21 protein-coding genes and 1 pseudogene are annotated in these 20,549 nt (G+C 47.4%); 7 read left to right on the plus strand and 15 right to left on the minus strand.

What is annotated here, in order from left to right; all coding sequences use genetic code 11:
- Window positions 1-2: 2 nt before the first annotated feature.
- The 8 genes and pseudogenes from Y79_RS0105265 to Y79_RS0105305 form a co-directional block, all read right to left on the minus strand.
- A complete protein-coding gene (locus Y79_RS0105265; RefSeq protein ID WP_016936746.1) occupies window positions 3-1,196 on the minus strand; it encodes a dihydrolipoamide acetyltransferase family protein in 1,194 nt (397 codons plus the stop codon).
- A 14-nt stretch (window positions 1,197-1,210) separates the two neighbouring features.
- Window positions 1,211-2,239 (minus strand): alpha-ketoacid dehydrogenase subunit beta, encoded by a 1,029-nt coding sequence (locus Y79_RS0105270; RefSeq protein WP_016936747.1) that lies wholly within the window; start codon window positions 2,237-2,239, stop codon window positions 1,211-1,213.
- Window positions 2,224-3,244, minus strand: a pseudogene (locus Y79_RS0105275) (thiamine pyrophosphate-dependent dehydrogenase E1 component subunit alpha). Before Y79_RS0105275 ends, Y79_RS0105270 begins: the two are co-directional and overlap by 16 nt.
- 272 nt (window positions 3,245-3,516) lie before the next feature.
- Window positions 3,517-3,969 (minus strand): DUF6884 domain-containing protein, encoded by a 453-nt coding sequence (locus Y79_RS0105280; RefSeq protein WP_016936749.1) that lies wholly within the window; start codon window positions 3,967-3,969, stop codon window positions 3,517-3,519.
- 184 nt (window positions 3,970-4,153) lie between these two features.
- The gene (locus Y79_RS0105285) at window positions 4,154-5,137 is read right to left on the minus strand and encodes a tRNA dihydrouridine synthase (RefSeq protein ID WP_029575235.1); all 984 of its coding nucleotides are present in this window, start codon (window positions 5,135-5,137) and stop codon (window positions 4,154-4,156) included.
- A gap of 618 nt (window positions 5,138-5,755) precedes the next feature.
- A complete protein-coding gene (locus Y79_RS0105290) occupies window positions 5,756-6,055 on the minus strand; it encodes a YfzA family protein (RefSeq protein ID WP_016936751.1) in 300 nt (99 codons plus the stop codon).
- Between the two features lie 481 nt (window positions 6,056-6,536).
- Window positions 6,537-7,937, minus strand: coding sequence for a 23S rRNA (uracil(1939)-C(5))-methyltransferase RlmD (rlmD, locus tag Y79_RS0105295; RefSeq protein WP_016936752.1), 1,401 nt, complete (start codon window positions 7,935-7,937; stop codon window positions 6,537-6,539).
- Window positions 7,938-8,081: 144 nt separating this feature from the next.
- Window positions 8,082-8,945 (minus strand): DNA-3-methyladenine glycosylase family protein, encoded by an 864-nt coding sequence (locus Y79_RS0105305; RefSeq protein ID WP_016936754.1) that lies wholly within the window; start codon window positions 8,943-8,945, stop codon window positions 8,082-8,084.
- A gap of 106 nt (window positions 8,946-9,051) precedes the next feature.
- On the opposite strand from Y79_RS0105305, the gene corA reads away from it, so the two are divergent.
- The 3 genes from corA to Y79_RS0105320 all read left to right on the plus strand — a co-directional run bounded on the left by corA (window position 9,052) and on the right by Y79_RS0105320 (window position 11,633).
- Window positions 9,052-10,011 carry a magnesium/cobalt transporter CorA gene (corA, locus tag Y79_RS0105310; RefSeq protein WP_016936755.1) on the plus strand — a complete coding sequence of 320 codons (960 nt, stop codon included), beginning with the start codon at window positions 9,052-9,054 and terminating at the stop codon, window positions 10,009-10,011.
- Between the two features lie 63 nt (window positions 10,012-10,074).
- Window positions 10,075-10,722, plus strand: a complete 648-nt coding sequence (locus tag Y79_RS0105315) for a hypothetical protein (RefSeq protein WP_029575236.1) — start codon at window positions 10,075-10,077, stop codon at window positions 10,720-10,722.
- A 50-nt stretch (window positions 10,723-10,772) separates the two neighbouring features.
- Window positions 10,773-11,633: an NAD(P)-dependent oxidoreductase gene (locus tag Y79_RS0105320; protein WP_016936757.1), complete on the plus strand. Its 861-nt coding sequence runs from the start codon at window positions 10,773-10,775 to the stop codon at window positions 11,631-11,633.
- A 34-nt stretch (window positions 11,634-11,667) separates the two neighbouring features.
- Here the strand turns inward: Y79_RS0105320 and pdaA are convergent, their stop codons facing one another.
- Together pdaA and Y79_RS0105330 are read right to left on the minus strand one after the other, a co-directional pair.
- The gene (pdaA, locus tag Y79_RS0105325; protein ID WP_016936758.1) at window positions 11,668-12,459 is read right to left on the minus strand and encodes a delta-lactam-biosynthetic de-N-acetylase; all 792 of its coding nucleotides are present in this window, start codon (window positions 12,457-12,459) and stop codon (window positions 11,668-11,670) included.
- Between the two features lie 101 nt (window positions 12,460-12,560).
- The gene (locus tag Y79_RS0105330; RefSeq protein ID WP_003155558.1) at window positions 12,561-12,746 is read right to left on the minus strand and encodes an SE1561 family protein; all 186 of its coding nucleotides are present in this window, start codon (window positions 12,744-12,746) and stop codon (window positions 12,561-12,563) included.
- 145 nt (window positions 12,747-12,891) lie between these two features.
- On the opposite strand from Y79_RS0105330, the gene yfkAB reads away from it, so the two are divergent.
- Complete coding sequence (gene yfkAB / locus Y79_RS0105335; protein ID WP_016936759.1) at window positions 12,892-14,013, plus strand: radical SAM/CxCxxxxC motif protein YfkAB; 1,122 nt, start codon at window positions 12,892-12,894, stop codon at window positions 14,011-14,013.
- A gap of 6 nt (window positions 14,014-14,019) precedes the next feature.
- Window positions 14,020-14,853, plus strand: a complete 834-nt coding sequence (locus Y79_RS0105340; RefSeq protein WP_016936760.1) for a mechanosensitive ion channel family protein — start codon at window positions 14,020-14,022, stop codon at window positions 14,851-14,853.
- 28 nt (window positions 14,854-14,881) lie between these two features.
- Here the strand turns inward: Y79_RS0105340 and Y79_RS0105345 are convergent, their stop codons facing one another.
- Together Y79_RS0105345 and cax are read right to left on the minus strand one after the other, a co-directional pair.
- Window positions 14,882-15,676 (minus strand): YfkD famly protein, encoded by a 795-nt coding sequence (locus tag Y79_RS0105345; RefSeq protein WP_095242108.1) that lies wholly within the window; start codon window positions 15,674-15,676, stop codon window positions 14,882-14,884.
- Between the two features lie 70 nt (window positions 15,677-15,746).
- A complete protein-coding gene (gene cax / locus Y79_RS0105350; protein ID WP_255034265.1) occupies window positions 15,747-16,826 on the minus strand; it encodes a calcium/proton exchanger in 1,080 nt (359 codons plus the stop codon).
- Between the two features lie 134 nt (window positions 16,827-16,960).
- Here cax and Y79_RS0105355 point away from each other — a divergent pair, with 134 nt between their 5' ends.
- Window positions 16,961-18,139 carry an MFS transporter gene (locus Y79_RS0105355; protein ID WP_016936763.1) on the plus strand — a complete coding sequence of 393 codons (1,179 nt, stop codon included), beginning with the start codon at window positions 16,961-16,963 and terminating at the stop codon, window positions 18,137-18,139.
- 185 nt (window positions 18,140-18,324) lie between these two features.
- On the opposite strand, the gene Y79_RS0105365 is transcribed toward Y79_RS0105355, so the two are convergent.
- From Y79_RS0105365 to Y79_RS0105375, 3 genes are read right to left on the minus strand one after another with little or no spacing between them, the layout of a single operon-like run.
- Window positions 18,325-19,164 (minus strand): YihY family inner membrane protein, encoded by an 840-nt coding sequence (locus Y79_RS0105365; protein ID WP_016936765.1) that lies wholly within the window; start codon window positions 19,162-19,164, stop codon window positions 18,325-18,327.
- 11 nt (window positions 19,165-19,175) lie between these two features.
- Window positions 19,176-19,502: a hypothetical protein gene (locus Y79_RS0105370; RefSeq protein WP_016936766.1), complete on the minus strand. Its 327-nt coding sequence runs from the start codon at window positions 19,500-19,502 to the stop codon at window positions 19,176-19,178.
- A 13-nt stretch (window positions 19,503-19,515) separates the two neighbouring features.
- The gene (locus Y79_RS0105375; RefSeq protein WP_016936767.1) at window positions 19,516-19,989 is read right to left on the minus strand and encodes a low molecular weight protein-tyrosine-phosphatase; all 474 of its coding nucleotides are present in this window, start codon (window positions 19,987-19,989) and stop codon (window positions 19,516-19,518) included.
- A 155-nt stretch (window positions 19,990-20,144) separates the two neighbouring features.
- Here Y79_RS0105375 and Y79_RS0105380 point away from each other — a divergent pair, with 155 nt between their 5' ends.
- On the plus strand, window positions 20,145-20,360 hold the full coding sequence (locus Y79_RS0105380) for a DUF1128 domain-containing protein (RefSeq protein WP_003155571.1): 216 nt from the start codon (window positions 20,145-20,147) through the stop codon (window positions 20,358-20,360).
- Window positions 20,361-20,549 lie beyond the last annotated feature (189 nt).

Below are 20,549 nucleotides of genomic sequence, written 5' to 3' on the forward strand. Positions count from 1 at the left end.
CTCTATAAAATCAATCCGGCAGGCTCTTCAAGCAATGTTTTGACTGTTTTCAGGAAGTCCGCAGCCGGGGCGCCGTCACATACTCTGTGATCAAAAGTAAGGCTCAGCGGCAGGATGGTGCTTTTGACAAGCTCATCTCCTTTGAACGCCGGCGTTTCATAGCTTGCGCCTACTCCGAGAATACCGGCTTCAGGCGGATTAAGAATCGGGGTGAAATGCTCAATTCCGTAACCCCCGAGATTTGTAATAGAAAATGTCGATCCGCGAAGGTCATCGCCGGAAGCATTGCCTTCCCGCGCCCGCCGTGCAGATGTGCTGATGTGATCCGCAAGCTCAAGGAATGAAAGCTTTTCCGCATCCCGGATCACCGGCACGACAAGGCCGTTTTCAAGCGAAACCGCCATCCCGAGATGGACATATGGATAGGTGATGATCCGCTCCTCTTGATAAGAGCTGTTCAGTTCAGGATGCTGTTTCAGCGCAAGCACCGCCGCCCGGGATACGAAGTGAGTGACTGTCAGCTTAACTCCGCTCCGCTTTTTCGCACTGTCAGCGAGCTGCCGCTGCCATTTCAACAGCTCTGTAATGTCGGCTTTCATGGTCAGCGTCAGCTGGGCGCTGTTTTGCAGGCTTTTGTGCATTCGGTCTGCAATCACTTTTCTCATCGCTGAAGCCGGTTTTCCCTCCGGCTGTGCCGTCTGAACCGAAGACTGCGGTTCAGCTTCCGTCTTCATGGCTTTAATGACGTCAGCTTTTACAATTCGGCCTCCGGGACCCGTCCCGTTCAGCGTATCGACTTTCAACCCGGCTTTCTCGGCCATTTTTCGGGCAACGGGAGATATTTTCACACGGTGTTTACGCTTTTGCCCGGCTTTGGGAGCGGGTTTATTTTCAGGTTCAGCTTGCGGTTTCCCTTCATTTTCAGGCGCCGGTGTCTCTTTTTCCCGCACTTCTTCGCCGTTTTCCCCGATATAACAGATGGCCGTTCCCGGCGGGACCCCCTCTCCCTCTTTGACTTTAATATGAAGAAGCGTGCCGCTTTCAGGCGCTTCAATGTCCATTTCTATTTTTTCAGAGTTGATGCTGGCGATGCTTTCTCCCTTTTCAACCGGGTCGCCGACTTTTTTATTCCAGACGGATACTTCACCTTTCTTCATCGCCATTCCAAGCTTCGGCATCACTACTTTTACAGCCATTCTTTATCCCTCCTTTAATACGCCAAAGGTTCTCCTAAAAGCTCAAGCGTCTCATTTACGATACGGGCCGGCGCCGGAAGATAAATATCTTCTAAGACCGGTGAAAACGGAACAGGCGTATGCGGGGCCGTGATTCGTTTTATCGGTGCGTCCAGCAGGTCAAAGCCTTTATCCGCAGCAAGCGCCGCGATGTCTGTCGCAATGCTGCAGCGCGGATTGGCTTCATCAATAATGATCAGCCTGTTTGTTTTTTCAAGTGACGCAAGGATAGCCTCTTCATCAAGCGGGGACAGACTGCGGGGGTCAAGCACCTCTGCTTCGATCCCTTTTTTCGACAGCTCTTCCGCGGCTTCCAGCGCCGTATTCACCTGCTTGCCGACTGCAAAAAGTGTCACATCGCCGCCTTGGCGTTTAATATCAGCTTTGCCGAGCGGGATCGTATAATATCCTTCAGGCACCTCGCCTGTCATGCTGTAGGACGTTTTGTCTTCAAAAAAGAACACCGGATCATTGTCCTCAATCGCAGCCAGAAGAAGTCCTTTTGCATCATACGGATTTGAAGGGACGACGGTTTTCAGGCCGGGAATGCTTGTAAACAGAGCATACATGGCTTGAGAATGCTGGGCGGCCGCTCTGAAACCCGCTCCGTAAGTCGTACGCACTGTAATCGGCACCTGGGCTTTCCCGCCGAACATATAGCGAAATTTTGCCCCCTGATTAAGCACCTGATCAAAGCAGGTTCCGATAAAGTCATTGAACATCAGCTCGGCAATCGGTCTGAGTCCGGTGGAGGCCGCAGCCATGGCCGCTCCCATGTAGCCCGCTTCAGAAATCGGCGTATCAAGCACCCTGCTTCTCCCGAATTCCTGAACAAGCCCCTTCGTCACACCAAGCACGCCGCCCCACGCTTCATCATTCTGCAAATGGTCGACATCCGCGCCTCCGGCCACATCTTCACCGATTAACAGCACATTTTCATCTCTTTGCATCGCAAGTCTCATCGCTTCATTGATTGCATCGGACATGCTCACGATTCTTGCCATTTCAACATTCCCCCTTTTTTAATAGCTCACATACACATCAGTCAGAAGCTCAGATTCGCTCGGATACGGACTTTTCTCACTGAAAGAAACCGCTTTTTCAACCGCTTGTTTCACATTGTTTTCAATATCGGCGAGCTTTTGTTCCGCCGTCTTTTCCTGAAGCAGATATGCTTTAAAAGCGCTGATTGCATCACGGTCTAAGTGATCCGTCTTTTCCTCTTTCGGCTTATACGTCTGAGCGTCTCCTTCGAAGTGGCCGTAATTTCTGTAAGTCATGCATTCAATTAATGACGGCCCTCCGCCGTTTCTCGCCCGCGTGACCGCTTCTTCTGCGGCTTCATAAACGGCCAGCACGTCTTTTCCGTCCACAGTTACGCCGGGCATCCGGTAAGCCGCCGCTCTGTCGGCAATAGAATCACAGGCCGACGCGTACGAAAACGGCGTCGCTTCTCCGTAGCCGTTGTTTTCCGCGATAAACACGACAGGAAGATTCCATACAGCCGCCAGATTGAGCCCCTCATGAAACGTACCTTGGTTGTTTGCGCCGTCTCCAAAGAAGCAAACGCTTACATTATTAGTCCCTTTATATTTAGCTGTCAGCGCTGATCCGCAGGCAAGCGTAAATCCTCCGCCTACAATTCCGTTTGCGCCGAGCATGCCTTTATCCAGATCTGCAATGTGCATAGAACCGCCCTTGCCTTTACACAGTCCGGTCGCTTTCCCGAATATTTCCGCCATCATACCATCCAGATCACAGCCTTTGGCGATACAATGGCCATGTCCCCTGTGTGTGCTCGTGATGCTGTCTCCGTCATTCAAATGAGCGCACACCCCTGCAGCTACCGCTTCCTCACCGGCATACAAATGGACGAATCCTGGAAGCACTCCCTGCGCGAACAGTTCATGGACTTTGTCTTCAAAGCCCCTGATTTCCAGCATCTTTTGGTACATCCACAGCGCTTTCTCCTCAGTTAATGACAAGCCTTCCCGTTTTAACAATTCCATTTTTTGTGCGCCTCCTTCTATTTAGGGTTCATATTTATAAATGCAAGAAGTGTGCCAGCTTTTAAAGCCCGTAAAATCAATGTTTTTATTTTATACTGTGAGACAGTTTGATACAGGTGTCTCATTTTGTCTCGATCTATATCCATTTGTCTCGTTTTCAGGCATACAAAAAAGACCGGACATCACCCGGTCTTTGACAATGATCGACGTATTTATTTCCTCGGAAATCTTTTAACAGCTTCATACTTCTGCGCTGCTTGTCTGAATGGCTGTTACAGTTCATGCTTTTCTTCTAGAGCCTTATTCAGCGCTTGAAGCATGTAGCCAATGCCTTTGTACGATGACAGTGGCCAGCTGACATGCTGATGCTCTCCGATGACGGCGTTTAGGACGCTTCGGTATTTTTTCCCGCCAAGCATGACAATTTCTACGGTGTCAGAAAAGCCTTTTTCACAAAATTGGCGCTGCAGCTCCTCCGCTGCCATGATCTCCGGATGACCGGTTCCAAAAGTGACATCGTAATTTTCAGGAACCATATCATCCGGACGAAGGAATCCGTGCTTTGCCGACAAAATCACCCACTCATCGAAAAATGCTTTCGCGTATCGCTCGCATGCTTGATGAAACGGGCTGAGATAGGCGTCCTCCGCCTTTACCGGCCCTGTATCCGGATTGATGTCCCAGATTTTTTTCTTGCCGCAGGGGATAATGCACAGTCGTTTCATTTTTCTCTCCCCCTTTATGCAGTTTCTCATATCAATGTACCATTATCTGCTGATTTACGCATGATAAAACGTCAGGGGAACGGGACATAGATCTGCTTTCTGTAATCAGGGTGCAGGCGGTGGAAAGGCTGCACACAAAAAGACCCGGAATTCATAATCCGGGCCAGATGAGGAATTGTTTATGTCACTCTTGCTCCATCCCATCAAGATACTTTCTCTCAAAGTTATCGAGCAATGCACGCACTTCATCTGTTGACTTTGTATTCATGCATTGATTTCTTAATTCACTTGCTCCCCGGAATCCGCGGAGATAAATCTTGAAAAAGCGAGGGAGCGGTTTGTATGCTCTAGCTTCTTCTTTTGAATATTCATCATGAAGATCCAGATGCAGTCTCAAAAGATCAAGCAATTCCTTACTGCTATGCTCTTTCGGCTCCTTTTCAAAGGCGAACGGATTTGTAAAAATGCCTCGTCCAATCATAATCCCGTCAACACCGTATTGTTCGGCAAGCTTTAACCCGGTTTCCCGGTCAGGAATATCCCCGTTGATCGTCAAAAGGGTATCTGGCGCTATCTCGTCACGAAGTTTCTTGATTTCCGGGATGAGCTCCCAATGCGCATCTACTTTGCTCATTTCCGCTCTGGTGCGCAGATGAATGGAAAGGTTAGCAATATCCTGTTTCAATACGTGTGTCAGCCAGCCGCGCCATTCGTCTACATCCGTGTAGCCAAGTCTGGTCTTCACACTTACCGGCAGTCCTCCCGCTTTTGCTGCCTGTATTAATTCGGCTGCAACTTCAGGACGGCAGATCAGGCCGCTTCCTTTTCCGTTCCCAGCCACATTAGGCACAGGACAGCCCATATTGATATCCAGCCCTTTAAACCCTAATTCCGCCATCCCAATACTCATTTGGCGAAAGTTTTCAGGCTTATCTCCCCATATGTGGGCTACCATCGGCTGTTCATCCTCTGTGAAAGTCAAACGGCCGCGCACACTATCCTTCCCATCCGGGTGACAATAGCTTTCTGAGTTTGTAAACTCTGTGAAAAACACATCAGGCCTGCCAGCTTCACTCACAACATGGCGAAAAACGACATCCGTCACATCTTCCATTGGCGCCAGTACAAAAAATGGCCGCGGCAATTCACGCCAGAAATTATCTATCATAACAAATTCATATCCTTTCATTAGGGAATACGGCTGCATCATTTATTAAAAAACTGACCATGCTTTCCTTTTACACTTATAGCATGCGAAAGCATTTCTTATCAAACGATAGTAAATTTTGAACATTTCACTTTTTACACGTAAAAAAGTGAAAAAGCAAACTGAAGCAGAACACATTAATTGAGTTAACGTAATAGACTATCGCTATAGTTATCCTCATATCGTTCATTTCGGATCAACTCAGTCAAACTCCTTAACCTTTAATAGGTTCTAAGAGAAAAAGCGGGATGATTAACTGCACCTTATTTATATTGTGGTTTATTCATATTAGCGCTGACCTTCATCTTTCGTAGCGGCCTTACTTATGAACTTTTTGGATAAAAAGGATTCCAGCCTAAATAGAATATCATATGAGTTCTCCCTATTACCAATGCAAAATAATTGGCCATATGTCAATATCTTTATAACGTTTTAGTTTTAAAGTTATTACTTATAAACAAAATATCTGCATAAAAAAATAATTACATTTATAAGGCGTCGCCAGAAATCATCTATATATGTTTGGATAAGGTTTCGATTTGGTAATCCTGATCCAAAACCAATAAAATAGACTGCTGACTAAGTTCCGCAGTCTACTTTTCGAATATCCTTTTTTATACCTGTGATGATTTGTATAACAGTGTAAACCCCCAAGAAAACAGTGATAATATTAAACCATGGATTATCATAGAATGAAAGATATTTTTGAAAGAAATCCAGTTCAACTATATTTGCTGGGAATCCATTCATTTCTCTATACTTAGGACCCCATCCCGTTAATTCTACAAAGTTAAAATAAAACTGTGAAACTAAAAATGCCAAAACCGTGAGAAACCAACTTCTTTTATATAACGATCGTTTTTTGTTTACTTTATCCATTTATCAGTTTCCTTTTCTGCAATATTTTTACTGAGTGTCCATCTAAAATCATTATATTATGAAGCAGCAGATGTGCCAACTTCTTTTCTCACCACTTTCATAAGTCTGTATGTGAACTGTTTTAATTCCAACCTTCAATGATTATCATCGAACGATAAGTGTTAGAGTTTTAACTGTTATAAAATTCTTTTTTGAAACGATCAATTTTTATTATTGGCTGCCGATATAACGGATTTGAGAACTGGATAGAGTTATGCCGGCACGTTCGGAGTAGTAAAATCTCTTCCCTCTTACTATGTACTTTTCCTGCCGAACCCTATTCCCATACTTTTATACTCGAAATTAGCTGTTTTCATTCGCTTATCTCACGTTTTTTCAACTCTTTTCGTCAGTTAAAATAATAATCCGCACATGAAAAAGATCCGGAAATCGGCAATGTTCATTCTGCCGAAATCCAGATCTGATGAGAAATTGTTTAATTTTAGTGAGACGATTTCAACACAAGCTTCGCCACAGCTTCCACATGAGCCGTCTGCGGAAACATATCCACAGGCTGAATATATTCGACGCGATAGTCTTTCGACAGCGCCTGCAAGTCTTTGGCCAGTGTGGAAGGATTGCAGGATACGTAGACGAAGCGTTTCGGTTTTACTTTTTTGATGGTGTCTAAAAATGTTCTGTCACAGCCGGTTCTCGGCGGGTCGACGATGACCACGTCAGGGCGGAAGCCTTCTTTCGCCCATTTCGGGAGCCAGTGTTCGGCTGTTCCTGTGACATATGCCGCGTTTTTGATGCCGTGTTTTTTAGCGTTCTTCTTCGCATCATCAATTGATTCTTTAATGACGTCCATGCCGCGGATCTCTTTTGCACCGCTTGAGACCCACATGCCGATCGTACCGACGCCGCAATACGCGTCAACGACTTTCTCTGTTCCGGTCAGCTGCGCCGCTTGTTTCACTTCGTCATACAGCTTGACCGTCTGCTCAGGGTTAAGCTGAAAGAAGGCACGGGCGCTCAGTTCAAATGACACGTCGCCAAGCACTTCTTGAATGGCATGGCTTCCGGCCAGCGCTTTTGTTTTGTCACCGAAAATGACGGATGTGCGCGCGCCGTTGATGTTTTGAATAATCGATTTCACTTCCGGCAGACGATTTTGAATGGCTTTGACGATTTCGTCTTTATTCGGCAGTGTCTCCTTCGCAGTGACAAGCACGACCTGCACTTCGCCTGTTTCAAAACCGACTCTCGTCACGATCGTGCGGACATCGCCTTTTTTGGTCCGTTCGTTATAAACAGATACGTTGTGTTTTTCCAAAATGCGGCGGACGATACCCGTTGTTTTGTTTGTCGCCGGATGCTGGACAATGCATTCCTTGATCGGAACAATTTTATGGGAGTCAAGTCCGTATAAGCCGGCAATGATGCTGCCGCTTTGCGAGCGTCCGACTTGGAACTGGCTTTTGTTCCGGTAATTCCACGGGTTGTCCATTCCGATCGTTTCTTTAATGTTCATTTCTTCGGCATTGAATCTCGTATGACGTTCCAAAGATTGAATGACGATATCGCGTTTTTCGCGAAGCTGCTGGGTGTATGCCAGATGCTGAAGCTGACAGCCGCCGCATTGGTCATAGACCGGACATGGCGGTGTGACGCGGTGTTCAGACGGCTTGCGGATTTTTTTGATGCGTGCTTCTGAAAATTTCGGCTGCACATTTGTCGCTTCGGCAACGACTTCTTCGCCGGGCAGAGCGCCGGGAACGAAGACAACCTTTTTCTTAAAATAACCGACGCCCTCTCCATTAATGCCTAGACGTTTAATGGTCAGCGGAAATGTCTGTCCGATTTTCAATTCGGCAGGCGCCTTTTTTTGATGTTGATTCACGTTTTTTTCTCTCCGTTTCTATATAAAGCCTTCCTCATGGGAAAACGGCTGATTTGAAATACCGCATCTTTTCAGTATAACATGCAGCCGGCGGTTCCTTCATGTTTTTCATTGGAAGTTTCCAAAAAATGATCAAAGCGGTTTTCATTCAATACTTCTCCACAAGTATAAGGACGCATAGCTTAAATACGGCGCCCATTCGCTGCTTACCTGGAGCATCATGTCTTTTGACGGTTTATCCTCAAGGGCGAAGCGGCGTTTGACAGCGTTTTGCAGGCCGATGTCCGCCAAAGGAAACAGATTCGGGCGGCCGAGGCCGAACATGAGGACGTTTTGGACGGTCCACGGCCCTATGCCTCTGATGGTGATCAGCTTTTTCATAATGTCTTCATCCGATAGATGGGAAAGTTCCGCCAGATTGAGCGCCCCGTCTGCAATCATCCGTGAAATGTCAATCGCATATTCCGCTTTTCTCATACTGAACTGGAGCTCCCGCAAGTCCTGATAATCAAGCGCCGCAATCGTTTTCGGCTCGGGATAGCACCAGACGCCGTCTTTTTGTTCGCCGAAGGCATGGACGAACCGTTCCGTTAACGTAAAAGCGAAGGACAGGTTGAGCTGCTGGTGGATGATGCATTTCATAAGACAGTTGTAGACGTCATATTCTAAGACGAGCGGGGTTCCCGCATGCTCCTCAAAAAGCGCCGACAGATTTGTTTTTGAGAAATGATCAAGCACCGGCTGAAGCGGCTGCTCCCACTGAAAAATGTGTTTGATCCGTTCAATCATCTCCTCGCGGTCACTTTCTCCGCTGACGAGAAAAACCGGGTCTGCGGCGGTGCCTTCCGCTTGAACCGTGATGACGGACAGTTTGCCGTCCCGTGTTCTGAGCGGCACTTTGATTGATCTTGCTTTAAGATCGACCGCATTCAGCGGATCGAGTGACAGCCTTTCAAGCACTTTATCAAAATGATACGGCGGCGTGACCGAAACCGTTTCCTCCCACATATGCTCCACCCCTTTTTGTCCAAGTATATCATGAAGCGGCCCGGCGGCAATTCGTATACTTTTCTTCATAACGCCGCATGATATAATGGCAGGCGGAGGGTTGTTTATGATACATATAACCGCAATCACAACACATAATGAGATATTAGATAATATCCCCCTATCACGTACAGAACAACCGGACATCGCATGGTACTGGGTTGATTTTTTCGGCGCCGAGAATGATGAAACCGAGCTGCTGCGGGATTATTTTCATTTTCATCCGCTTGCGATCGAGGATTGCTTTCAGCACATGCAGCGGCCGAAAATCGATCACTATGACGGCTACCGTTTTTATGTGCTCCACGCTTTAAACCCGGACACACTGGAAATGGAAGAGGTGGACATCTTTCAGTCCGACCGTTTCATCGTCAGCTTCCATTTGCACGAATCGCCCGGTGTCTCAAGGGTGAGAGAACGGTTTTTCGCTTCTCCGGGATTAGCCAAAAAAGGGCCCGGACATATCACTTATATGATTATGGATCAGCTTGTCGATGAATATTTCCCTGTGCTGTACAAAATTGAAGACCGGCTGAATGAGATTGAAGACAGCAGAACACATAAATCTTACGGCACTTTAATGAATGAAGTGTTTGAATTGCGGACTGATCTTTTGAACCTGAGACGGACGATCATTCCGATGCGCGATTTAATGTACCGGATTTTGAGCCTTGACCATGTAAAAGAAAGCCGTGAAACGAAGGCGTATTTCAGCGATATTTATGACCACCTGTTAAAACTGGCTGAGCTGATCGAGTCAAACCGTGATATGACGTCAGATCTGCGGGACAGTTACGTAACGCTGAATTCAAACCGGATGAACGCCATTATGATGACATTAACCATCGTCTCGACCATCTTTATACCGCTGACGTTCATCGCGGGGGTGTACGGTATGAATTTTGATAACATGCCCGAGCTTCACTGGAAATACGGATATTTTATCGTTTTGGGCGTCATGGCCGTTCTTGTGGCCGCCATGCTGTTTTGGTTCGCCCGCAAAGGCTGGTTTAATATTTTCAAGTAAGAACGGCTGCCGGCTGTTCTTTTTTTTGAGAAAACATGATATGTTGGAAAAAAACGTAAAGAGGTGTGCGCCGTTATCATGCTTTCTCACAAAACCATTTCTTCTGTCCTCCTGCTTTTTTGTGTCATGTCCATTGCCCCGCTGTATAACGGCTGTACGATGTCTGATTACATCTTTGAATCGCTCGGCTTTTCTCCCTGGTCTGAAGACGGAGCCCATATCTCCGTCATTCCCGGGGTCGTCCTTTACTTTGCGGCGTTAATCTGGTGTGCCGCCGCGTTCAGACGGACGCTTCCCGCGGCGGGGCTGTTTTTGATGTTTCTCAGTATGGGGGTCGCTTCCGGTATCAGTCCCGCCACCGAATATGCCGCTTTTTCCTTAAAACAATTCGCGCCCAAAAAAGAGGCTGTCGAATATTTGAAGCACCGCAGCGAATGCAGCCATTTCATTGAGGGAAAAAGAGCGAGCATGAGCTGTACGCTTTATGTCAATCACTACGGAAAAGGGGAACAAGCCATTTCTGTCACGCCGGACTTATCTGAGGACATAAAAGGCGTCACATTCAAATCAAAAACGTTCACTGTAAAGCCCCGTTCAAAAACAATCATCAAGACGCGGTTTACCGGATTTCATAAGGGGAAAGCCGCATCAGATTCCGGCTGGTCATCAGACCCAGAACTGAAAGTGGCAAGCCTGTACACAGCACAATAAACATTTTGCATGTATAATAGCGGAAAACATTACATTGGAGGGACTGTCAAATGAAGATCGCCATCGCGGGACTCGGCAATATGGGCCGCCCCATCGCCGAAAATATCATGAAAGCCGGATACAGCCTGACTGTATATAACCGGACGAAGGAAAAAGCGGCTGATCTGCTGGAAAAAGGGGCTGAATATGCCGAAACGCCCCGCCAGGCAGCTGAACATGCGGACATTGTGCTTTCAATGCTGTCAGACGATGAAGCCGTAACAGGCGTGACGTTCGGAGCTTGCGGCATTATTGCCGGGTTATCTGAAAACGGCATTCATATTTCAATGAGCACCATCAGTACGGCGCTGTCAGAACAGCTTTCCGCTGCACATTCGGGCAGAGGCCAATCCTTTATTGCCGCTCCCGTCCTCGGCCGGCCCGATGCCGCTGAGAAGGCCGAGCTTCGCATCATCACAGCCGGACCGGCAGAAGCGAAGAAAAAGGCCGAGCCTTTGCTAAAAAGCCTGAGCCAGCAGATATTTGACGTCGGTGAAGAAACAAAGACCGCCAATGCCGCGAAAATCAGCATCAATTTCTTGCTCGTTTCTATGCTGGAGGCGCTATCAGAATCATTCTTAATGATGGAGAAGTACGGTTTAGAACGGAAACAATTTTTAGAAATCGCCAGCGCGCTCTTTGGCTCTCCTGTCTATCAAAATTACGGTACCATTATGGCTGAGCAGGCATTTGAGCCGGCCGGCTTCAAAATGTCTTTAGGGCTGAAGGATACCAATCTGGCGCTCACCGCCGCGGAACAGGTTTCCTCAAAACTTCCTCTTGCCGAGCTGGCCAAGAGCCATTTTGAAAGCGGGATCGAACAAGGCTTCGGGGATCTGGATTGGGCCGCTTTGATTAAATGTCTGAAATAACAAAACACCTCTCCTTATAACGGAGAGGTGTTTTTTACAGACGCGGCAGCTTCATTTCTTTCTCAAACATCAGATCATCGATGCTTTTAAACGTGTATCCTTCTTTTTTCAAATCGGTAATCGCATCGTCCAAAGCTTCTGAATTGTCCTTGGAAACAGTATGGAGAAGATAGATCGCGCCGGGATGCGCCTGTTTTATCATGTGATCATAGGCGTATTTTTTCCCTTTCTGCTCGTTAACCTTCCAATCGACAAATGCGACGGACCAGAAAACGGTTTGGTAGCCGAGGCGCTTCGTTTCTTTCAGGACATATTCGCTGAACACGCCGCGCGGCGGACGGAGATACAGATTGTCCCGCTTTCCGGTAATGTTGTAAACAGCTTCCGTGACGGAATCGAGTTCATCTTGAATCTGATCGCCCGTTTTTGTCGTCAGATCAGGATGATGAAAAGAATGATTGCCGATAATATGGCCTTCCTTTGACATCCGTTTAATCAAATCAGGCTGCTCTTTCACAAAATGGCCTGTGACAAAAAAAGTGCCTGTGACATGATGTTTCTTTAAAACATCAAGCACTTTCGGGGTATACCCATTTTCGTATCCGTTATCAAACGTTAAGTAAATGGTCTTTTCTTTCGTATTGCCTAAATAAAAGGCATCGTATTTTTTGACAAGATTGTCCAGCTGTCTGCCGGCATCCGGCGGCTGATGATTGACGCTGCGTTTAAATCCCCAGTTTATCCGTTCATTCGGCACGGCCTCTGCACTGTTTATGCCTCCCGCAAGTAAAACAGCCATGCAGCAAATTGAACAAAACCATTTCATGCCCAGCACTCCTTCTGCATTTTTCCTTATTTTGCAGTAGGCTCACCCCTTTTATACAGCCGCATTATGGAAAGAGAAAAACCCCGGCGGGCTGCCGGGGTTTATTCCCAATCCTTTTTGAAGCGTTCGTATTTTGCTTCCAGATCATCAAGCATGCCGATGAGCCGGTCTATATCTTCAACGTCCGTTGATTCAGGGTCTAATGAATCAATGACATTCATAAACATATCGAGTCTGTTCTTTAAGTAATCGAGCTGCTGATCTTTGCTGTTTACTGCATTCCCCATACTTCCACTCCATTCATTTTTTATAATGGTAGCGTATTTTTTGCCGTTTTTCAATGGTTCCGCTACTTGCGATCTTGGCAGATCAGGTCTAAAATTAACACTTGGCAGACGTTAGTATGCCCATTTATAAAGGAGTTAGATAGTCATGACACAAAACACAGCACTGCGTCCGATCACACCGGAGTACGATCCTTGGGAAGCGTACATGGATGTCGACCAGTATGGAGATATGAAACTGACGAACGTTGAATTCACAACGACGACCTTGTGCAATATGAGATGCGAGCACTGCGCCGTCGGGTACACGCTTCAGCCGAAAGATCCGAATGCGCTGCCGATTGACCTTTTATTAAAGCGGCTTGAAGAAATTCCGCTGTTACGCTCGATCAGCATTACGGGCGGCGAACCGATGCTTTCGCTGAAATCGGTAAAGGAATATGTCGTCCCGCTTTTGAAATATGCGCATGAACGCGGCGTGCGCACACAGATCAATTCAAACCTGACGCTTGATATCGGCCGCTACGAACGGATTATTCCTTATTTAGACGTTCTTCACATTTCCCACAACTGGGGAACGGTCGAGGACTTTGCCGATATCGGATTTGCGATGATGGAGAAGAAACCGACATTTGAACAGCGGGCGCGCTATTTTGACAAAATGATTGAAAACAGCCGCACGCTGGTCGAAGCGGGCGTGATGGTTTCAGCGGAAACGATGCTGAATAAACGCACGCTTCCGCATATTGAACATATTCACCGGCAGATTACGGAAGAAATGAAATGTCAGCGCCACGAAGTCCATCCGATGTATCCGAGTGATTTCGCCAGCGCGCTTGAATCACTCAGCCTGAAGGACATGAGACAGGCCATTCATCATCTGCTCGATATTCGCGATGAAGAAACATGGATGCTGTTCGGCACGCTCCCGTTTTACGCATGCAGCCCTGATGAAGAAGATCAGAAGCTCCTCCGCCGCCTGCGGGAAGCGAAAAACGTTACGGTGCGAAACGATCCTGACGGCCGCTCCCGCCTGAATGTCAACATCTTTGACGGAAATATCATTGTCACGGATTTCGGTGATACACCGCCGCTCGGCAATATTAAAACTGACAGCCTTCCTGAAGCGTATGACAAGTGGAGACAGACGAAGCTGAGCAAAGAGCTGAACTGCCGCTGTACAAACGTCCGATGCCTCGGACCGAACGTCCTTGTCAAAAACAGTTATTATCAGGAGACAGATTTTTCATTACGAAAAGCCAGAGGATAACAGAAGATGGAAACGACAATTACGGATATTTTGAAAAGCAAAGTGGTTGAGATCATCATCGTCGCTCTCGTGCTTTACGCCGGTGTCTTTCTGATCAACCGCTTTGTACAGGTGTTATTTAAACGCACAGATTTCTTGGAGGAACGGAAAGGGAAAACGATTGAGAGCCTCGTCCGATCCATCACCCAGTATACGGCGACGATCGGATTTATCTTTTACGTCATTTCTTTATTCGTTCATGATTTCGGCAGAATTTTAGCCGGAGCGGGCGTTGCCGGTATCGTCATCGGTTTCGGCGCCCAGTCTTTAATCAAGGACATTTTGGCCGGTGTCTTTTTAATATACGAACGCCAGCTGCATAAAGGCGATTACGTGACGATTAATAATCTCTTCAACGGCACAGTCGAAGAAATCGGGCTCCGTTCCATGCAGATCCGTGAGTTCTCCGGCAAGCTGCTTACCATTTCAAATGGTGAGGTGAGACAGCTTCAAAACTATAACATTGATTTTATGAGGATTACCGAGTCTGTCGTGATCAGTTACAAGGAAGATCCTGAGCGGGTATACGCCGTCTTAGAAAAAGCCTGTGACATGCTCAATGATGAACTTCGCGATTCACTGAAGCGGGATGAATTTCTCAATGCTGCGGAACCGTTTCAAGTGCATGGAATCATGAGCCTGAACAAATTGACGAGAGGCATTGAATTTACCGTCAAAGGCATGGTTCAAGACACAGAATACTTCTCGGCGAGCCTTGCGGTGAGACGCGTTCTTGCCCGGGAACTGTACAACAACAATGTGCAATTGCTTGAGGAAATGAATCATACACAAAAAAGCTGATTCCCAAACCGGAATCAGCTTTTTTTATTTATCTCGGCTGCGCTGTCATTTGAAAACCGAATGTGACATGATCCTGCACCGGAATCCAAGCGCCGATTCCTTGCGAGGTCACATTTTTGACGACAAGTTTCCGCTTGCTGCCTTTCAGCACCAAATACACTTCGCCGTATGTTACTTTTCCTTTCTCATTAACGGCCGGGGCATAGGCGTGCAGGTAGCCGAGCCGCTGCGGAGAAATTTTATAAATCTGATCGCGTTTTGTGCCGGCGCCGATGACCGTTTCAAACGCGAGCGGCAGTTTTGTTTTCTTCATCGCTTTTTGCATCATCATGCTTTTCACGTCTTCTGCGTTCGGCACTTTCGCTGTGAGCCCGCCTTTGATTTTGTATTGCTGTTCTTGGGCGTATGAGATTTCCGCGGCTTGCTGCCCGCCCCGGTTATCCGCTCTGTTCGTGTTGATTTTTTTATATTCCCAGTTGGCGACCGTTTCGTTCGATTGATAACCGAGCGCCCATTTCCCGAGAAATATTGTCGCCCGGTATCCGATGGCAAGCGGTGAACCGGAAACCGAGGATTCATTCAGCATCTTTATCAGATGCGGATTTTCGATGTTGATCTCTGATGTATCTAACAATTCCTTTGCCAGTTTGCTCGGCTGAAGCATCGGCTGGTCCTGTGAAGCATTCGGATACGTATTTTCCTTGGAAATGCTGACGACAGAGTTGGGAACCTTAAACGGTTTCTTTGCACCGGCAGACGGAGCTGCAAAAAAACTAAAGGATAACAGCAGAATCAATGTGGCATGAAACAGCTTTTTCATCATATCACTCTTTCTATAGCATTTTCCTTTAGTCTTTTCCTCCGTAATCGTTGTTATCCGCATTTTTTACAGGTTAAAGCAGGAAAAATCCGATCGCCATGATGACATAAGCGGCAAGGAGAGTAGCCCCCTCAAACCAGTTCGAATCACCGTCATTTGAAATCATCGTCATCAAAAGGACGGATGATATCATCGCGACAAGCTCAGGCAATGTGAATACCAGCGGCATATTCACCGGGAAAAAGATGGAACAGATCACAAGAACCGGGGCTACAAACATGGCGATCTGCAAAGTCGAGCCGACCGCGATTTCAACGGCGACATCCATCTTGTCTTTGTACGCCATAATAATCGCCGACGCATGCTCTGCGGCATTTCCGACGATTGCGACGATAATCACCCCGATAAACAATTCGCTCCAGCCGAACTGTTCAGCCACCGCATGAAACGTATGAACAAGGTTTTCAGATATGTAGGCGACAATAATGGTTGCGATAAATAAGACGGCTGTCGCCCTTTTCCCCGACCACTCAGGCTGCTCCTCTTCTTCCTTGGCCTCCGGCTGGTTCGGCTGATAAACGCCGCGGTGGGTGACGAGCTTGAAGTAAAGAGCCGCCACGTATAAAAGGATCATGATGATGCTGATGCCGACACTCAAATCAAGTTTGCTTTTTTCCCCCATATCCATGGAAAACACTTCGGGAATGACAAAAGCTACGATAATGGCAAATATCAGCAGGCCTGAATTATGGCGGGCATCATGAATATTGAATTCCTGCCGCTTGTATTTCAAACCGCCGATAAAAAACGACAATCCCGCGACAAGCAGAAGGTTGCCGAGCACCGAACCGGTCAGTGAAGCAAGCACGATGCCCGTCAGCCCTTCCTTTAAGGCAAATAGCGATATAATCAGCTCTACCGCATTGCCGAAAGTGGCATTCAGCAGACCGCCGATCCGCGGTCCCGCGATAATGGCAAGAGATTCAGTCGCTCTCCCCATATAACTTGCAAGCGCAATAATCGTCAAGCAATAAATAATAAACAAAACCGCTGACGGCCAGTGCATCAGGCCGCCGATGACTGAAAGCGGCACTCCCGCCGCAGCCGTAAAGAAAAAAATCCGATTCATATCTGCCTGGCTCCTTTTTCGAATGAGTCTTTTTTTATCCTTCTCAAAAACTCCCTCAATTACACTTCCGAGTCAGCCCGAATTGGCATTTTCAGGTTGCCGGACGCGGAAAATCCGTGTACGATCAAGAAAGATACTGAAGAAGGAGAAAATACGCGATGTCACGACTGCACTTCTTTATTTTGGTTCTGCTTGTTTCCATCTCCGGTTTTTCCCAAGGCATGCTTTTGCCGGTGATTTCCGTCATTTTTGAAACGAACGGAGAATCAGCCGCCATAAACGGCCTTCACGCAACAGGCTTGTATATCGGCGTGCTTCTCGCGTCGCCATTTATGGAAGCGCCGCTGAGAAAGCTCGGATTCAAACCTCTGATGGTCGCGGGCGGATTTCTTGTCATCATCAGCTTATTCAGTTTTATTTGGCTTCAATCCATATGGTTATGGTTTTTTCTTCGGCTGCTGATCGGAATCGGGGATCATATGCTGCATTTTTCCACCCAAACGTGGGTGACTTCCAAGTCAACGCCCCAAAACAGAGGAAGAAACATTTCGCTGTACGGACTGTCCTTCGGGCTTGGATTCGCTGTCGGCCCGTTCATGGTCCCTCTTGTGAAAACAAGTCCGTCCCTTCCGTTTATCGTATCCGGCTGTATCAGTCTTGCCGCCTGGCTGTTTGTGTTTGCCTTACGTAACGAGTACCCGGCGCAAGGTCCGGATGAAACATCCGGGGACAACAGCGCAAAACGGTTTTACCGCGCCCTTCTTTTCGGCTGGGTCGCTTTTCTCCCGGCTTTCGGCTACGGTTTTTTAGAAACGGCGCTGAACGGGAGTTTTCCCGTGTACGCCCTGCGCTTAGGCATATCCGTTGATGCCGTCGCGCTGATATTGCCCGCTTTCGCCATCGGAGGTATTGTATTCCAGTTCCCTCTCGGTTTATTAAGCGATCGATTCGGGAGAAAACGTGTCCTGCTCGTCATCTTATTAACGGGTGCCCTTTGCTTTTTGACGGCCGGATTGTTTCCGTCGCCTTCTGTCATCGGCGGCTGCTTTTTCATGGCAGGGATGGCGGTCGGCAGTATGTTTTCCCTCGGCATCAGCTATATGAGCGACCTGCTGCCGTCCCATCTTCTTCCGGCGGGCAATCTGCTCTGCGGGATTTCGTTCAGCCTCGGCAGCATGATCGGGCCGGTGGCGGGCGGCTGGTATATGCAGCGGTTTGAAAGCGCCAATTTGTTTTACTTTATTACGGTGATTCTGGTCTGTATTTGGCTTGCGCTCGTCTTCGGGAAAACAAAGCACAGCGCCGCATCCGAATCCCATTCTTTTCCCGCCTCATAAAAAGCCGCCTGATTTAGGCCAGGCGGCTTCTTTCTAGTGGTATCCGTTCTGCCCGTTGGCGCTTCCGCTTGTTTTATTCTTCGGGCCGTTTTTTGAGTTTTGTTTATTATGGCTTCCGCCTTTTTTCGTATGCTTGGTCATAGCCGATTCCCCTCCGTTTTTCAGCTTGAACGTCATCCGTTCCTCTATAGCTTGCTCCCGCGATACGGATTTTCATCAGGAAGCTTTTTACGTTTATGTAAAAGCGCGTTGATTTCTCCTCCTAAAATCAGCAGGGTTCCCGTAAGGTAAAACCAGATCATAAGGACGATAATTCCCCCGATGCTCCCGTATGTGGCGCTGTAGTTGGCAAAGGTGCCGACGTAAAATGAGAACAGCATACTGACGATAATCCAGCCGGCTGCCGCAAATACGGCTCCCGGCAGCACAAAACGGAGGGAAAGCCTTTTATTCGGCGCGAAAATGTAAAGCGCGGTAAAGACGATTAAAAGGATAAGCGGACTGATACCCCAGCGGACAACCGACCACACCTGCAAAAACAAGCCGGGGGCGCCGATAAAATCTGCGGCCAGCAGTCCGATTTCTCTGCCGAATACCGGCAGAAGCAGTGCGATTAAAATCGTAACCACCATCGCGATGGTTAAAAAAATTGAGGTCAGGCGAATGATGATAAATGAGCGGTTTTCCTCGACTTCGTAGGCATGGTTAAATGCTCTGACAATCGCGTTCATACCGTTAGAAGCCGACCAGATGACGGCGATAATCCCGAATGACAAAAGTCCGCCGCTGCGCTTGTTCAGCGTTTGCTCCGTAATGGATTTTACCATGGACATGGCGCTGTCGGGCGCGTATTGATCGACTGCGCCGAGCACGTCTTCTGCCGATATGGGAAGATAGGCGGTGAGCGTCAGCATGAAAATCATTAACGGAAACAATGACAGAAGAAAAAAATACGCCAGCTCCGCCGATTTACTTTGTCCTTCATGCAGAGAAAATCTTGCAAACAGCTCCTTTATAAAACTCATGACATCCCACCTCAATGATCGTTTTTCGAAAAATGCTCCTTCGTCTCTTTTAACAGGTCAATGACCTGCGGCGTCGTCTGCTTCAGCTTGGTGATCTGTCCGTTTAAAAAACTCAGATCGTCCGATACGGTATTGGCGATGCTTTTCACTTGATCCAGTTTTGCAGAAGCCTCCTGTTTCAAGGCTTCGGGATTATTCCGGTAAAATGCCGCACGCCGCCTGCACGCGTCCATGTTCCGGAAACATGCCTCTCTTGTCGGCTTATGTAATAAAGAAAGTGCTCCGCCGGCGGCAGCGCCGATCAGAATCGCTTTTGCCATGATGCGTGTCTGCTTCATCGGTCAATCCCCCTTATAAATGATGGTCTTTCTTTATTGTCTCCAGCAAATGACGGCACCCGGACTCGATCAGAGCGTACACTTCGCTGAAATTTCCGGTATAATACGGATCAGGCACGTCCGCAAGATCCGACTCCGGTACATAATCAAGCAGCCTTGCGATACGCGGCGCCGCTTTTTTATAACCGGCCATGCTGCGCAGATGCCCTATATTTTCAGCATCCATCGCAATGACGTAATCAAAATCGGTCAGATCAGACTCACGGACCTGTCTCGCCGTGATACCGCTTGTGCTGATCCCTTTCTCTTTAAGGATCTGCTCCGTTCCCTCATGCGGCGGATTTCCCGCATGCCAGGCGCCGATTCCCGCTGAATCAATGTTAATCTGCCCGTTCAGCCCGTTTTTCTTCACCATATCAGAAAATACCGCCTCTGCCATAGGCGAACGGCAAATATTTCCCAGACAGACAAACAGCACATGTATCATATCGATAACCTCCCTATTCTTTCCCCGCATTTTGAGGATCAAAAACCTTATCATCATCTTAGCAATTTTTCTGCGGCTGTGGAAATAAGCTTTTATTCTAAATGAATTCTGTTAGAATAAAGGGTACGAAAACGGTCATGAAAGGATGCATGAATTTGCCGAGCCAACAAACAGAAACGTTAAACAAAATGATTGAAGACATTTCGCAGAAGCTCAACATGCTCAATGTCGGCGTCATCAGAGCGGAAGATTTCAGTGATGAAAAAATAGAAGATCTTACATACCTTCATCAAATGGTCATGAAAAAAGCATCATTCAGTCCGAGTGAAATGCAGGCCATTGCTGAGGAGCTCGCCTCTCTCAGAAAATAAACCCGTGTCAGCCCCGCCGAAAAACAGCGGGGCTTTTTTGATTTAAAAAAGTAAAAAATAAAAGTTCATCGGTTTGACACAATTAAAAAGAAGGCGTATAGTAACTGTGAACTTGGTAGAACGATATACTAAATGAGCGGTCCGCTAATTTGTTTTTTTATTTAGTAGAACGATATACTTGCTGTCTTA

The organism is Bacillus siamensis KCTC 13613 (genome assembly GCF_000262045.1).
Taxonomy (GTDB): domain Bacteria; phylum Bacillota; class Bacilli; order Bacillales; family Bacillaceae; genus Bacillus; species Bacillus siamensis.

Coding starts and splice junctions, on each gene's coding strand:
- corA (WP_016936755.1), top strand. CDS start 9,052: ATGATACATATAACCGCAATCACAACACATAATGAGATATTAGATAAT.
- Y79_RS0105365 (WP_016936765.1), bottom strand. CDS start 19,164: ATGAGTTTTATAAAGGAGCTGTTTGCAAGATTTTCTCTGCATGAAGGA.
- Y79_RS0105375 (WP_016936767.1), bottom strand. CDS start 19,989: ATGATACATGTGCTGTTTGTCTGTCTGGGAAATATTTGCCGTTCGCCT.
- yfkAB (WP_016936759.1), top strand. CDS start 12,892: ATGACACAAAACACAGCACTGCGTCCGATCACACCGGAGTACGATCCT.
- Y79_RS0105285 (WP_029575235.1), bottom strand. CDS start 5,137: ATGATAGATAATTTCTGGCGTGAATTGCCGCGGCCATTTTTTGTACTG.
- Y79_RS0105270 (WP_016936747.1), bottom strand. CDS start 2,239: ATGGCAAGAATCGTGAGCATGTCCGATGCAATCAATGAAGCGATGAGA.
- Y79_RS0105355 (WP_016936763.1), top strand. CDS start 16,961: ATGTCACGACTGCACTTCTTTATTTTGGTTCTGCTTGTTTCCATCTCC.
- Y79_RS0105330 (WP_003155558.1), bottom strand. CDS start 12,746: ATGGGGAATGCAGTAAACAGCAAAGATCAGCAGCTCGATTACTTAAAG.
- Y79_RS0105340 (WP_016936760.1), top strand. CDS start 14,020: ATGGAAACGACAATTACGGATATTTTGAAAAGCAAAGTGGTTGAGATC.
- pdaA (WP_016936758.1), bottom strand. CDS start 12,459: ATGAAATGGTTTTGTTCAATTTGCTGCATGGCTGTTTTACTTGCGGGA.
- Y79_RS0105265 (WP_016936746.1), bottom strand. CDS start 1,196: ATGGCTGTAAAAGTAGTGATGCCGAAGCTTGGAATGGCGATGAAGAAA.
- Y79_RS0105290 (WP_016936751.1), bottom strand. CDS start 6,055: ATGGATAAAGTAAACAAAAAACGATCGTTATATAAAAGAAGTTGGTTT.
- Y79_RS0105320 (WP_016936757.1), top strand. CDS start 10,773: ATGAAGATCGCCATCGCGGGACTCGGCAATATGGGCCGCCCCATCGCC.
- Y79_RS0105370 (WP_016936766.1), bottom strand. CDS start 19,502: ATGAAGCAGACACGCATCATGGCAAAAGCGATTCTGATCGGCGCTGCC.
- Y79_RS0105280 (WP_016936749.1), bottom strand. CDS start 3,969: ATGAAACGACTGTGCATTATCCCCTGCGGCAAGAAAAAAATCTGGGAC.
- Y79_RS0105345 (WP_095242108.1), bottom strand. CDS start 15,676: ATGATGAAAAAGCTGTTTCATGCCACATTGATTCTGCTGTTATCCTTT.
- Y79_RS0105305 (WP_016936754.1), bottom strand. CDS start 8,945: ATGTGGGAGGAAACGGTTTCGGTCACGCCGCCGTATCATTTTGATAAA.